Below are 14,268 nucleotides of genomic sequence, written 5' to 3'. Positions count from 1 at the left end.
ATTCGAATATGTGTTCGAGTCAACGGGTTATTCACCAACGAATCGGCCTGACTCTGTGATGTCAGCGGGTTGTCATACTGTGGTCGAGTGACTTCGCCGTGGACAGCTGGGCAGGTGGCGTCGGTAGCTCCGGACGCCGCATCGCTGGCCGCTGCGCGCAAGTTGGCTGGTTCGTGGAGCCATGCCGGCAACAGGGGTCTCGCGCTCTGGGGGCTGTGTCAGGGCAGCGGCTCGAAGCCGTATCAAGCAGTGGTCGACCTGAGGGGCCCTGCATACAAGTGCTCGTGCCCCAGTCGAAAGTTTCCGTGCAAACATGCTCTGGGGCTGTTGGTGGAATGGTCGGAAGGGCGTGTGCCGTCGGCGGACGAGCCCGCCGACTTCGCGGCAGAGTGGTTGTTGCGCCGCGAGGAGAAGGCCGAGACCCGCGGCGAAAGGGCTGAGACCGGCGACGAGGCTCCCAAGAGGGCTCCCGACCCGGCGACAGCGCAGAAGCGCGCCGACCGCGTTGCGAGCGGTCTCGTCGAATTGGACCTGTGGATCACCGATCAGATCCGCAGTGGTCTGGCAGCGATGGACACATCCTGGGCGGGCTTCGACGCAGTAGCTGCTCGAATGGTGGATGCTCAGGCGCCTGGTGTCGCAGGCACACTTCGAGCCTTGGCGGGCACCGTTGCGTCTACCGAGAACTGGCCTGAGAAAGTCCTCGACGAGTTGGCTCGGTTGCACCTGCTGGTTGCTGCGCATCAGAAGCTGTCCGAGTTGCCGGAAGATCTTGCCGATTCGGTGAAAGCACACGTCGGCTATCCGGTCTCAACCGAGAGTGTGATGGAATCGATTCCGGTGAAAGAGAACTGGATGATTCTCGGTTCCGGGATCACCGAGGAGAAGCGACTGTTCACCCGAACGGTGTGGATGCTCGGCAGGAATTCAAAGCGGTGGGCCATGCTGCTCGACTTCTCCCACGGGTCACCCAATTTTGCCACCGAAACGCCGCCAGTCGGGTTTCTGCTCAACGCCGATGTTCATTTCTATCCCGGTGCCGCGGCATTGCGGGCGCGGATAGGGGTCACGCACGGAGAACCGGAGCCCTTCACAACCATGCCGTTCGGAAGCATCGACACTGCGTTGCAGCAGTTTACCGATGCCCTCGCCGCGGATCCATGGTTGCGCTCGTGGCCGGCAGTGATCAGTTCGGTGGTCCCGTCGTTCGTCGACGGATCATGGTTTGTCGTCGACGAATCGGGCACAGCGCTTCGGGCAGAGGGTGATTCGGATCTTCTGTGGAAGTTGCTCGGCATTTCCGGCGGTTACCCGGTCACAGTCTGCGGAACGTGGAACGCGCTGGCTCTTACTCCGATCTCGGTTTTCACGGGAGGGCAGGTGATCGTGCTGTGAGTACATTGATCTCAGCGGCGCTCCTTGGGACAGCCAGAACAGCAACAACATTCGAGGAGCTGCCGGCTGAAGTGCGTGGCTACGCTCGCGAACTCGACGGCGATCCTGCCGAGATGCTTCTCGCAGGAGCAGCGTTGGAGAGGGCGTACCGCCGTGGCGGTGCGGGCTCCACCACGGCGGCGGTGCCGACATCTGCGCCAGACGATGTTCGATTCACGCTGCCGGAATCCTCATCGGCGCATCTGCTGTCGATGCTCGCGGCCAAGGCGACCTTGCTCGACGAATGGTTCGCAGTCGCGTTGGAGCACAATTACCGTGCGCCTGATCATCTGGTCGCCGAGTTGCTTTCCTTTGCACGTGCAAGTGAAGCTCACCGGGAGAGCATCCTGCAGATGGTCGGCGAGCGTGGTCGATGGCTTGCCGCGCAAAACCCCGAGTGGAGCAAACTCGTCCGAACCAGGGATGCCAACCCGGACGTGTGGCGTCACGGAAGTTCGTCGCAGCGCACACAGTGGCTGATGGACACTCGTCGAACAGATCCCGCGCTGGCGTTGGCCGAACTCCGAAAGTCCTGGGCCACCGAGCGGGGCGAACAGAAGGCTGCCTTCGTCGCGGCGCTGGCAAACGGACTGAGCGCGGATGATCAACCATTGTTGGAGGAAGCCCTCGACGACCGTCGCAAGGACGTGCGACGCGCGGCAGTGGAAGTACTCGGACAACTCCCCGAATCGGAGTTCGGGGAGAGAATGGCTGCTCGGGTTCGGAAATGGGTGCGGGTGGAAAGGAAACTCGTTCGGTCCACGCTCGTCATCGTCCCGCCTGAGGAAGTCGATTCAGCGGCGAGGCGAGACGGCATCGAAGACCGGCCGAATCCACACACCGACTATCGTGCCGAGTATGTGCGTCAGGCGATCAGTTCTGCGCCGTTGTCTCTGTGGAACAACATGATCGGTGGACCAGGCAAGGTCTTGGGGATGAGCGTTGACGAAAGCTGGGAGCCGATCCTTCACGACGCGTGGTCCACCGCCGCAGTCGCGCAGAACAATACGGAATGGGCGCTGGAACTCTTTCGTATGCGCGGCACCGCCACCGATCGACGCGTGCTCCCGTTGGTGCCGGCCAAGGCGCTGGCTGATCTGTTGAGGTCCGGAAACGGCGACGCCAATGTTCTGCACCCGGGCCGGGCAGCGATCTACGACGCTCTGCGAGGTCCATGGCCCGAGGACATCACCCGGGCAGTGGTGGCCCAGTGGGAACGAGTTGCGGCCAGACGTGCCGACGGAGGCGCCAAGGCTGGCGAATTCTCACGCTACAAGTACGTCGCATCGCTGCGCCTGGCCGAGACTCGATTTCCTTACAGCGCAGTAACTTTGCTGGAGCGTGCTGCGGAACGTGCACGTGACACGGACTGGCGGCAGACCTTCGCCAGAACTGCCAGCGCCATCACCCACCGCAAGACCCTGCTCGAGGAGCTCACATGACTGACAGCGTAACCGTGCCCACCACGGAACCGGAAAAGCTCGCGCAACCGGCAAGGCTGATGCGGCCCCACGCAGAGCAGGAGTACGCGCTCGAACTCGAAGCACTGGCCGCGCAGGACACTCGTCCGCGTCCACCGTCGTGGAACTTGTCGCCCTGGGCCGTCGTGACGTATCTGTTGGGTGGCACTCTCGACGACGGAACCGTCATTTCGCCGAAGTACGTCGGTCCACGGCGGTTGATGGAAGTGGCCGTCGCAACTCTTGCCACCGACCGGGCGCTACTGCTGTTGGGGGTTCCCGGTACGGCCAAGACCTGGGTCTCCGAACATCTTTCGGCCGCAATCTCGGGTGCGTCGACGCTCCTGGTCCAGGGCACGTCGGGCACGCCCGAGGAAGCTATCCGCTACGGCTGGAACTACGCACGTCTTCTCTCCGAGGGGCCGACCGCCGGTGCGCTGGTGCCTTCTCCCGTGATGACGGCGATGGAAACCGGGAAGATCGCCCGCGTCGAAGAGTTGACGCGCATTCCGGCCGACGTGCAGGACGCCCTCATCACCATTCTCTCCGAGAAGACGTTGCCGGTGCCGGAGCTGGGCATCGAGGTGCAGGCAGCCAAGGGCTTCAACCTGATCGCTACCGCCAACGATCGCGATCGCGGTGTCAACGACCTGTCGTCCGCACTGCGTCGACGGTTCAATACCGTAGTCCTCCCTTTGCCGGCCAGCGAGGAAGACGAGGTGGCCATCGTGGCACGTCGAGTCGAACAGCTGGGCGCAGCACTGGAATTGCCGACAACCCCCGCAGCAGCCGAGGAAATTCGCCGGGTCGTCACCGTGTTCCGGGAACTGCGATCAGGCACGACCACCGACGGCCGCACCAAGTTGAAGTCCCCGTCCGGAACTCTGTCGACGGCGGAGGCGATCTCGGTGGTCACCAACGGTTTGGCGTTGTCTGCGCATTTCGGGGACGGCGTACTGCGGGCATCCGACGTCGCTGCCGGAATCCTGGGCTCGGTGATCAAGGATCCGGTCGCAGACAAGGTGGTGTGGAACGAGTACCTCGAGGCAGTAGTGCGTGAACGCGGCGAGTGGTCCGACTTCTACCGGGCGTGCCGCGAGGTCACCGGGTGACCATCGTGATTCCGGACCTGCGTGTCCGGGTCTTCGGTATCCGTCACCACGGCCCGGGATCTGCTCGTTCGGTTCGGCAGGGTCTGGAAGAGTTCTCGCCTGACGTCGTCCTGATCGAAGGGCCTTCGGACGCAGACCCGTTGGTGATGCTGGCGGCGTCGGAATCGATGGAACCACCGATTGCGTTGCTCGCGTACGCCACTGGCGAGCCGTCGAAGGCGGCCTTCTGGCCGTTTGCGGTGTTCTCACCCGAATGGCAAGCGCTGCAGTGGGCTGCGAAGAACGGTGTGCAGGCACGGTTCTGCGATCTGCCCGCCTTCAACGTGTTGGCGGATCAGGGGATTCGTACTGTCCGCGAGGGCGATCCTCTGTCGGAACTGGCCGCGGCCGCGGGTTTCGACGACACCGAACGCTGGTGGGATTCGGTGATCGAATCGAGCTCGGGCGCAGATTCTTTCGATGCGATCACCGAGGCGATGGAGGCGCTGCGTGAGACAGTGCCGATCGACGAGGAGACAGCGCATCGCGAAGCGTATATGCGTCAGGTGCTGCGAAAGACGTTGAAAGATGGCGCTGAGCGGGTAGCGGTCGTCTGCGGAGCCTGGCACGCGCCGGCGTTGGTCGGAGCCTTGGGGCCGGCGGCACCCGATGCTCGCATCCTCAAAGGAATGTCCAAGGTCAAGACCTCGCTGACGTGGGTTCCCTGGACTCACTCACGTCTGGCATCGGCATCGGGTTACGGCGCCGGAATTACCTCGCCGGGCTGGTATCACCACCTGTTCACCGCGAACGACAAGACGATCACGCGGTGGCTCACCAAAGTTGCGCGGGTGCTCAGGGACGAGGACCTTCCGATCTCGAGTGCTCACGTCATCGAAGCTGTCCGTTTGGCAGATACGTTGGCGGCACTGCGTTCTCGACCCTTGGCGGGATTGTCGGAGGTCACCGAGGCAACGAGGTCGGTGATGTGCGACGGGAACGACGTTCTTCTGGATCTGATCACGCGAAGATTGGTTGTGGGCGAAGCGCTGGGCGCGGTGCCCGAGGAAACTCCGACAGTCCCACTCGAAGCAGACCTGCGCGCACGCTCGAAGACCTTGCGGCTCAGACAACAAGCGGGAGCAAAGACTCTCGATCTGGACCTGCGACGCGATATCGACGTCGAGCGTTCCCAGTTCCTGCACCGACTGGGGATCCTCGAGATCGATTGGGGAACCCCGGCCGACAGTGAGGTCCGTTCCACCGGAACGTTCCGGGAGACTTGGGCGCTGCAATGGAAGCCCGAATTCTCGGTCTCGGTGATCGAGGCGTCGCTGTGGGGCACGACGGTGGCTGCAGCGGCAACATCACGTGTCGTCTCGAAGATCAACGAGCCGGACATCTCCCTCGCGTCACTGATCGGACTACTGGAGAACTCGCTCCTGGCGAACCTGCCGGCAGCGTTGTCCGCTGTGCTGGAAAGTGTGAAAACGGTGGCGGCACTAGATCATGACGTGTCGCACCTGATGGCGGCGCTGCCCACGCTGACGCGAACGCTGCGGTACGGCGATGTGCGCGGAACCGACGTGTCTGCCTTGGTCGACGTCGCCGACAGCCTGTTGATCCGCATTTGCACCGGCCTCGCAGTCGCCGTCACGGGCCTGGACGATCCCAGTGCCGAGGAGTTTCGCGAACACCTCGACAAGGTTCACTCGGCAGTCATGGTTCGTGACGATCGCGATGCGAGCGCACGGTGGCTGCAGGCCATGGCTGGCGTGATCGACCGTGACGACGTCAACGGATTACTCGTCGGCCGGATGGTGCGGCTACTGCGCGACAGCGGTTCGATCACGGAAACCGCTGCAGCCCAGCGCTTGTCTCGGGCCCTGTCGGTTGGAAGCACACCGACCGCCAAAGCCGGGTGGGTCGACGGGTTTCTCGGTGGAGGAGGGCTTGTGCTCGTTCACGATCGAGCGTTGCTCACGCTGATCGACACGTGGGTTCGCCAACTTCGTGAGCAGGACTTCATCGACACGCTTCCACTGCTTCGACGTACGTTCGGAGCGTTCGAGGCGGGGGAGCGTCGAGCGATCGGTCAGGCGGTCAGAGGTGGACGACGCGTCGAAACGACAGTGGAGACCGATGCTCGACGCGGCAGAGCGGCAATGGCGGTCGTTGCGGACATCTTGGGGGTGGGCGCATGAGCGACGACGATCAGCGCCTTCGACGCTGGAGACTGATGCTCGGGGAATCCGCCGAAGAATCGACGGGTGGGCTGGGCCAGCCGGGCGAGCGTCGAATGGATGCAGCTCTTGCCGCACTCTACGATTCGTCCGGCCCGACCAAGGGGCGACGCCGCTCAGCCGGATTGGGGGCGTCGGCTCCGTCCGTCGCCAGATGGCTCGGCGATATCCGGACGTACTTTCCCAGCACGGTGGTGCAGGTGATGCAGAAGGACGCGATCGACCGACTGGGTTTGGCGCAGTTGCTGCTCGAACCGGAACTGCTCGATGCCGTCGAGCCCGATGTGCATCTGGTCGGGACGCTGCTGAGCCTCAACCAGGTCATGCCGGAGGCCAGCAAGGCAACTGCTCGAATGGTCGTCGGCAAGGTGGTTCGGGAAGTCGAAGAGCGAATCGCGCAGAAAACGAAGGCCGCGGTGACCGGGGCACTCAATCGTTCGGCCAGAACGTCGAATCCGAAGTTGCGTGACATCGACTGGGACCGAACCATCCGAGCAAATCTGTCGCACTACCTTCCGGAGTATCGAACCGTCGTCCCCGAGCGGCTCGTCGGATACGGCCGCAAGTCGAAATCCGTGCAGCGCGACGTAGTCCTGGCGATCGACCAATCGGGTTCGATGGCGTCCAGCGTCGTCTACGCATCCGTGTTCGGCGCGGTGTTGGCGTCGATGCAGGCGCTGAAGACTTCGCTCGTGGTTTTCGACACTGCCGTCGTCGACCTGACGGACAAACTGTCCGATCCAGTCGACGTCCTTTTCGGGACCCAACTTGGTGGGGGCACGGACATCAACCGCGCAATCGCGTACAGCCAGTCACTGATCTCGCGTCCTGCCGAGTCGATGTTCGTTCTGATCTCGGACCTCTACGAGGGCGGTATTCGCAACGAGATGTTGCGCCGGATGGCCGCCATGAAGAACTCCGGCGTTCAAGTCGTGGTTCTACTGGCACTCTCGGACGACGGGGCACCGTCGTTCGATCACGACAATGCAGCGTCGCTGAGTGCCCTCGGGATTCCCGCGTTTGCGTGCACGCCGGACAAGTTTCCGGAACTGCTGGCGGTGGCTCTGGAACGCGGGGACGTGTCGGCTTGGGCGGATCAGCTCAGCCTCGAACAGCACTGACCGGTCTGCTTCGAGAACCTGAACACCGGGTACACCCGCACGATGGGTGACGGACAGGTTGCTGGTTCGACGACGCAAGCGGGTTCAGGACTGGTTCTCACGGTGTTGGCATCCAGCCAATTCCTGATGACCTTGGACAGTTCGGTCATGAACGTTTCGATGGCAACCGTCGCCGAGGACGTCGGCACGAGCATCACCGGCATTCAAACCGCGATCACGCTGTACACCCTGGTCATGGCGACGCTGATGATCACGGGCAGCAAGCTGGGGTCGATGATGGGTCGTCGCCGAGCCTTCGCGCTCGGCTTGATCATCTACGGCGCAGGTTCTCTGACAACGGCGCTCGCTCCCAATCTTGCGGTCCTGCTGATCGGATGGTCGTTCCTCGAAGGCGTCGGTGCGGCACTCATCATGCCCGCGATCGTCGCGCTCGTCGCCACCAACTTTCCGGCGCAGAAGCGCCCGGCTGCCTACGGTCTGGTCGCTGCCGCCGGCGCGATGGCCGTGGCGGTCGGGCCGCTGATCGGCGGCGCCGCGACGACATTTGCGTCATGGCGTTACGTGTTCGTCGGCGAAGTCGTGATCGTTGTCCTGATCTTGCTGGTGCTGAGCAAGGTGGTCGACGTCCCACCGTCGAAGTCGCGCCTCGACTACGTCGGATCGATCTTGTCCGTGGTCGGGCTGGGCATGATCGTCTTCGGCGTACTGCGCTCGAGCGAGTGGGGTTGGGTGCAGGCCAAACCCGACGGACCGCAGTTGGTCGGGCTTTCCCCGGTGGTGTGGCTGCTGATCGCCGGGCTCCTGGTCGTGTACGGATTCCTGCGCTGGGAGGGACGCCTGGCCGCTGCGGGGAAGGAGCCGTTGCTTGATCCGGCGATGCTGCGAAACCGCGAGCTCAGTGGCGGGCTGTCGATGTTCTTCGCGCAGTTTCTGGTCCAGGCGGGCGTGTTCTTCGCGGTCCCGTTGTTCTTGTCCGTAGTTCTGGAGCTCAGTGCCCTGGAGACGGGAGTTCGCATCCTGCCGTTGTCGGCGGCGCTCGTCGTGGCGGCGATCGGTATTCCGAAGCTACGGCCTACCGCGAACCCGCGACGCGTGGTCCGAGTCGGATTGTTGGTCATGGTCGTCGGCATTCTGATGCTCGTTGCAGGCATGGACCCCGGCGCCAATGCGGCGATCGTGATGATTCCCATGCTGTTCATGGGTTTCGGCTTGGGGTGCCTGTCTTCGCAGCTCGGAGCCGTCACGGTGTCCTCGGTCCCGGACGAGCGCAGCACCGAGGTCGGCGGGTTGCAGAACACCGCCACCAACCTCGGCGCTTCCTTGGGAACTGCCCTGATCGGATCGGTTCTCATTGCCACTCTCACGACGTCGGCGATCGCCGGAATCGAAGACAATCCGGCGGTTCCGACATCGGTGCAGCAGCAAGCGAGCACCGACATGGCCTCGGGCGTGCCGTTCCTGTCGACGACGCAACTCCGATCCGCTCTCGATGACGCCGGCGTCGCCGAGTCCACGGCGGATGCGATCGTGGACGTGAACGAAGAAGCCAGGCTGGACGCGTTGCGTGTCGCTTTTGCCGTGGCAGCGCTGCTCGCCATCGCCGCGTTGTTCCCGACCGCTCGAATCCCCCGCGTCGCGGTCGGCGACAAACGTGGTTCGAGCTAAGAATCAGCAATCGCGGATCGACCTGGACGATCGACGGAACGACCTCTGGATATAGTGATCTGCGCACAATCGATTCGTCAGATGGCTACCGTTGTGAAGGAAACAAGCAGCGAGTCTGAAACACTGACGTTTCACCGGATAAGGGTTCGGTGGGGAGCCAGGGGAGGTTCGGATGGCCAGGCGAGCGGATTCGACGCCCGCTGATGGCGCCTGCGCAGATGTCGGGATGCCTCGCTGATGAGCCGTCCGAGTCGATTGGGCAGGCAAGATCCTGCTTCGGAGGCCGACTGCAACAGCCTGTTTCGCCGTCAGATAGACGAAGCTGCAGCCGTCGCGCCGTTCGCCAATCTTGCGTACATGGCGAGTTTGGTCGTGATTCTGACCTACACCGTCCCGCCCGGACGTCAGACGCTCAGGTGGTTGGGTGGCGCCCTCATCTTTCTCGTCCTCGCGAATTCGATCCGAGTATGGATTCCCCTTCGCTGGCGGCCGTCGAAGCACACCCCGCGCTACGACTACGTGGGTCTGCTCGTCGAAGTGATCGTGGTCGCGACCCTCGACGTCACACTTTTCGCTCTGCTCTTTCACGACATGGACGTCTTCCGCGACTTGGTTCTGATCGCGACGATGGCCGGGATCATGGGCGCCGGGACCGTGACGTTCTCGAGTCTGAGATCGGTGAGCCTGACCTGGATCTACATTCACGGCCTCGGCGTCTTCACTGTTCTCGTCGTCCACGCCGAACCCCACTTTCGCATACTTGCGATTCAGTTGTGCATCTACATGTTTGCGCTCACCGTAGGGGCGGTCTATCTGTCGGCCTCTTTCCAGAGACGTTGTCTCGCAGAGTTTCAGGCGGAATCCGAGCGTCAGACTGTGGCGTTGTTGCTCGACGGTTTCGAGGGCGGTTCCCGCGACTGGCTGTGGGAGTGCGACACCAACGGCCGGTTCTCCCACACCTCGGCACGTCTCGCCGAGGTCGCAGGTATGACGGTGGACGAGTTGCAGCAACTCACCTTCGGACAACTCCTCACCAGACTCCAGATCGCATCGAGTCCGGAGGGGCGTGCGGCCGCGGCCCAGATGATCGACAAACTCGAATCGAGTGCTCCCTTCCGGGACACTGTCGTGCCGGTGCATGTCGACGGTAGGCGACGCTGGTGGTCTCTTTCCGGCAATCCACGGGTCCTCGAATCCGGCGTGATTCTGGGTTGGCGCGGTGTCGGTTCCGACATCACGGAGAGGTATGTCCACGAGCAGGAGATCCTTCGCCTTGCGGCCACCGACTCGTTGACCGGGTTGCCGAACCGTCGTGCGTTCGGAGTGGCGCTCGAGGAAGCGATCGATTCCCGCGTGCCGGAGAAGCAGGTTCTCGTCGGGATTCTCGACCTCGACAACTTCAAATCGGTGAACGACACCCTTGGCCATCCGATCGGGGACCAATTACTTCTCGAAGTCACGAAACGCCTTCGCGACGTGATCGGTTCGGACATGTGCTCGCGGATGGGCGGTGACGAATTCGGGCTGATCGTCTGCACCTCTTCGCGCGACGATCCCGGTGTGATCTTCGATCGGTACCTGGAAGTGCTGCACGAACCATTCTTCGTCGAAGGCAATCGGATCGAAGTGCGGGCCACGATCGGTTACTCGAGCGCGCCCGAGGATTCGACGGACGCCGACGGATTGGTGATGCTGGCGGATCTGGCTCTGTACGAGGCGAAGTCGACGGGACGCAATCGAGTGGGTAAGTTCTCACCGCTGCTGCGGGCGAGGGCATCGGCGCGGGCGACGGCGTTGCACGAGCTGGACAGAGGGATCGAGGAAGGGCAGTTCGATCTCCATTACCAGCCTCAGGTCGACACTCAGACCGGTGAAGTGGTGGCCTTCGAGGCTCTTCTTCGGTGGAACCATCCCAGCCGCGGCCTCATCGGGCCCAGCCAGTTCATCTCGGTGGCGGAGGAAACCGGAATGATCATTCCCCTCGGCGCGCAGGCAATGGCGATGGCGACCGCCGCTGCTGCGGGGTGGCCGACCGGAATTGGCGTCTCGGTCAACGTTTCACCAGTGCAGTTGGTGTCGCGAGAGTTCGGTGCGATGGTGAAGAAAGCGCTGACGGATTCGGGCTTGCCTCCGCAACTGCTGCAGCTCGAAATCACCGAGACAGGTGTTGTGGACGATCGCGCGATCCGGGATCTCTACAAGCTGCGTGAGCTCGGGGTCACCGTCGCACTCGACGATTTCGGCACCGGCTATTCGTCCTTTGCCACGCTCCAGAGACTTCCAATCGACGTTCTCAAGATCGATCGCATGCTGGTCACCGACTCGGACGATCCGAAGATGTCCGTGGTGAAGTCCATTGTCGAATTGGCCGCGGCCCTCGGTATGAAATCGTTGGCCGAGGGCGTGGAGACCATCGAGCAGTTCCGCCGCGTCCAGTGGGTCGGGTGTGACCTGGTCCAGGGTTACCACATCAGCAAGGCTCTGACCGCTGAGCGCGTCGATGTGTATCTTGCCGCGACGGACACGGAAACTGGGCGCAGCGTCCACCCACTTACGTGGCTGTGAATCAGATCTGAGCCGAGCGGATCGTATTACCGCCTGCCGCCTTCGCTTGATACATCATCGAATCCGCGACATTTGTCGCCGCCAGGATTGCGGAAGCACCGCCGCTCCACGCCTTCGATTCGGCGGTCATCATCACCGCTCCGACGCTCACCGTTGTGGGGATCGCGTCGGAACAATCCGACAGCGCCGCGTTTATCCCTTCGATCAACAGGGTTGTCGATTCGGGATCGCCGGCGATGACGGCCAGGTATTCTTCCCCGCCGGTTCGAGCGATGACTCCGCGTTCGCCGAGATGTGTGCTCAATCGGTTCGCGGTTCTCCTGATGACATGATCGCCTTCGGCATGACCGTGAAGATCATTCACCGTTTTGAATTTGTCGATATCGACGACGATGAAGGCGAGAGATGAAGAATCGTCTCGGGCGCTCTCGAAGAGATCGCCGACTGCCCCTTCCAGTCCCCGACGGTTGAACAGTCCAGTGAGGGGATCCCGGTCCGAATACTGGGCATCGCGGTAGAGAGTGCGCCAAGTCAGGTGCGCAAAAATGGGAACGAGTGTGACAGCTCCGAAAAGAACGGTGCCGCGGGCCAGAAGCGTCGTGATATCGACGTCTCCTTCCAGATATGCAAGAACGAAAACGGTAGTCGTGACGGTCGTCGACCAAACGACATGAGCGACAAGCCACTTTGCGCTGACAAAAAGCGTCGCAAAGGTTCCGGTGACCGCGAAGACGATGCAACCGAACGTCCCGGACGAGCGATCCGGCACCAGGAGGACGGCAGCCGCGATCCCGAGATCTGCGAATATTCCGAATGCAAGCAACCCCCGGCGTCCGGGAAACGGTTGTGTGAACCAGCATGCGGCGATTCCCACACACGTACAGATCATGAAAATCGAAAGAGCTTTGCCGGGGGTGGTCGGCGGCGTATCCGGACCGATCAATTTGTAGAAAGCGGACAGTCCGAAGATGATCGTCATCATTCCGAGCAAGGTTCGGAAGATCGGAATGATTGCCCGGCCGGATCTCTGGTGCTTTATCCACTCGTAGTCGTGTGGTTCGTTGAACCATTCGTGAAGTGTTCGCCAAGAACTCTGCCCCTCGGAGGCGATGACAGGGCTCGGCATGCTGTCCATTTTGCCTTGAATTTAGGTAAAGAGAAAATCTATGTTCGACCGCTTCCATCGGATCGGCTCTTTTCGGGGAAGAGGTTCAATTATCGAGTCGAGCGCTTACTCGATGCTTGTTTCAAGCTTTCTTCGAACTGCTGTGTGCGTTGTTCGAGGCGGTCGCGAACGATCCGACTTTTCGCGTACGAGACTTTCTCACGCCGTAAGCGGCGAGGATGACCCCCAGCGCGACCAGGCTTTGGACGAATTCCGCGCGCGTGGGTTCGTTGAGACCCATTCCCACCAGGATCACGAGAATCAGACCAGTGACCACTATCGGCAGGCCGGGATACAACCAGACACGGAATTTCAGAATCTCGGGGCTTTCGCGTTCCCATCGGCGTCGGAGGCGTAGTTCGGATACACAGATCAGGATGTAAACGAACAAGCAGATTGCGCCCGACGAATTCACGAGGAACAAGAAAATCGTATCCGGCCAGATGTAGCCGGCCGCGATACAGAAGTACCCGGCCACGGTGCAGGCGAGTACTCCCTTCACCGGCACGCCGCGGCTGTTGGTCCGTGTCATCCAGGCCGGCGCGTCGTTGTAGACGGAGAGTGCGAAGAGCATCCGTGACGCCGTGTACAGGCCGGAATTGAGGCAGGACAGCACCGCGACCAGAACCACGAGATTGAGAATGTCGGCGGCGCCGGGAATTCCGAGCAGGTCGAGTGCGGAGATGAACGGAGAATCGCCGACGACGAACGAATCCCACGGCAGCATCGTCACGAGGAGGAAGGTGGCGACAACGAAGAAGGCGAGAATGCGGAAGACGACCGTGTTCGTGGCCCGCCTGATCGCTCCGGCAGGTTCGGCGGATTCCGCTGCGGCGATCGTGACAAGCTCGGCTCCGGTCATGGAGAAGATCACGGCGACAACGCCCACCAGTACGGGGGTGAAGCCGTTCGGCAGAAATCCTCCGTGGCCGGTCAGATTGCTGAAATCGACTTCACTGCCGGGCCAGATGCCGAAGACGAACAGACTGCCGAGCACGATGAAGCCGATGATGACGGCGACCTTGATACCCGCAAACCAGTATTCAGCCTCGCCGAAGTTGCTGACGGAGAGAAGATTGACCCCGGTCATCACCAACAGGAGTACCGCTGACATGAGCCAGAGCGGGACACCATGGATCCACCGGGAGAGCAAGGTTGCTCCGACGACGGATTCGATGCCGACGACGATCACCCAGAAATACCAGTAGAGCCAGCCTGTGGTGAAACCCGCCCAGTCGCCCAACGCCATGCGGGCGTATTCGGTGAACGATCCCGTACACGGCTTGGCCACGGCCATTTCGCCGAGCATGCGCATCACCAGGAACACGATGATGCCGCAGATCGCGCACGTGATGACTGCGCCGGGGCCGGCCTGGTTGATGATTCCGCTCAGACCGACGAAGAAACCGGCGCCGATGACGCCGCCCATGGAAAGCATGGTCAGGTGGCGCTTCTTCAAGCCTGTTTTGAGTGTCGAATGAACGCTGGCGGCTTCGGCTGTTTCGGTGCTGCTGTCGGGCATCT

The 14,268-nt window shown here is 62.0% G+C and carries 9 protein-coding genes; 7 read left to right on the top strand and 2 right to left on the bottom strand.

The window, feature by feature from the left end; all coding sequences use genetic code 11:
* The first annotated feature begins 87 nt into the window (after positions 1-87).
* The 7 genes from AC1Q6C_RS07460 to AC1Q6C_RS07430 all read left to right on the top strand — a co-directional run bounded on the left by AC1Q6C_RS07460 (position 88) and on the right by AC1Q6C_RS07430 (position 11,579).
* Positions 88-1,395, top strand: a complete 1,308-nt coding sequence (locus AC1Q6C_RS07460; protein WP_064075021.1) for an SWIM zinc finger family protein — start codon at positions 88-90, stop codon at positions 1,393-1,395.
* On the top strand, positions 1,392-2,876 hold the full coding sequence (locus AC1Q6C_RS07455) for a DUF5691 domain-containing protein (RefSeq protein WP_064687866.1): 1,485 nt from the start codon (positions 1,392-1,394) through the stop codon (positions 2,874-2,876). The genes AC1Q6C_RS07460 and AC1Q6C_RS07455 overlap by 4 nt, the downstream gene beginning before the upstream one ends.
* Complete coding sequence (locus AC1Q6C_RS07450) at positions 2,873-4,006, top strand: ATP-binding protein (RefSeq protein WP_003943132.1); 1,134 nt, start codon at positions 2,873-2,875, stop codon at positions 4,004-4,006. The genes AC1Q6C_RS07455 and AC1Q6C_RS07450 overlap by 4 nt, the downstream gene beginning before the upstream one ends.
* Entirely contained in the window at positions 4,003-6,189 is a 2,187-nt protein-coding gene (locus AC1Q6C_RS07445; protein ID WP_234552306.1) for a DUF5682 family protein, read from the top strand. The genes AC1Q6C_RS07450 and AC1Q6C_RS07445 overlap by 4 nt, the downstream gene beginning before the upstream one ends.
* Positions 6,186-7,349 carry a VWA domain-containing protein gene (locus AC1Q6C_RS07440; RefSeq protein ID WP_047269390.1) on the top strand — a complete coding sequence of 388 codons (1,164 nt, stop codon included), beginning with the start codon at positions 6,186-6,188 and terminating at the stop codon, positions 7,347-7,349. Before AC1Q6C_RS07445 ends, AC1Q6C_RS07440 begins: the two co-directional genes overlap by 4 nt.
* 42 nt (positions 7,350-7,391) lie before the next feature.
* Positions 7,392-9,014: an MFS transporter gene (locus tag AC1Q6C_RS07435; protein ID WP_042446444.1), complete on the top strand. Its 1,623-nt coding sequence runs from the start codon at positions 7,392-7,394 to the stop codon at positions 9,012-9,014.
* A gap of 237 nt (positions 9,015-9,251) precedes the next feature.
* Entirely contained in the window at positions 9,252-11,579 is a 2,328-nt protein-coding gene (locus AC1Q6C_RS07430) for a putative bifunctional diguanylate cyclase/phosphodiesterase (protein WP_007730571.1), read from the top strand.
* 1 nt (position 11,580) lies between these two features.
* Here the strand turns inward: AC1Q6C_RS07430 and AC1Q6C_RS07425 are convergent, their stop codons facing one another.
* On the bottom strand, positions 11,581-12,705 hold the full coding sequence (locus AC1Q6C_RS07425; protein WP_063892116.1) for a GGDEF domain-containing protein: 1,125 nt from the start codon (positions 12,703-12,705) through the stop codon (positions 11,581-11,583).
* A gap of 121 nt (positions 12,706-12,826) precedes the next feature.
* Complete coding sequence (locus AC1Q6C_RS07420; protein WP_030536080.1) at positions 12,827-14,266, bottom strand: amino acid permease; 1,440 nt, start codon at positions 14,264-14,266, stop codon at positions 12,827-12,829.
* Positions 14,267-14,268: the final 2 nt, after the last annotated feature.

This window comes from Rhodococcus sp. MT28 (assembly GCF_058792695.1).
The sequence above is the reverse complement of the archived record's forward strand: the minus strand, read 5'-3'. Positions and strand labels throughout refer to the sequence as shown.

Bases quoted from the DNA above. Each gene is read 5' to 3' on its own strand.
- AC1Q6C_RS07450 (WP_003943132.1), top strand. From the start codon at position 2,873: ATGACTGACAGCGTAACCGTGCCCACCACGGAACCGGAAAAGCTCGCG.
- AC1Q6C_RS07440 (WP_047269390.1), top strand. From the start codon at position 6,186: ATGAGCGACGACGATCAGCGCCTTCGACGCTGGAGACTGATGCTCGGG.
- AC1Q6C_RS07435 (WP_042446444.1), top strand. From the start codon at position 7,392: ATGGGTGACGGACAGGTTGCTGGTTCGACGACGCAAGCGGGTTCAGGA.
- AC1Q6C_RS07430 (WP_007730571.1), top strand. From the start codon at position 9,252: ATGAGCCGTCCGAGTCGATTGGGCAGGCAAGATCCTGCTTCGGAGGCC.
- AC1Q6C_RS07425 (WP_063892116.1), bottom strand. From the start codon at position 12,705: ATGCCGAGCCCTGTCATCGCCTCCGAGGGGCAGAGTTCTTGGCGAACA.
- AC1Q6C_RS07420 (WP_030536080.1), bottom strand. From the start codon at position 14,266: ATGCCCGACAGCAGCACCGAAACAGCCGAAGCCGCCAGCGTTCATTCG.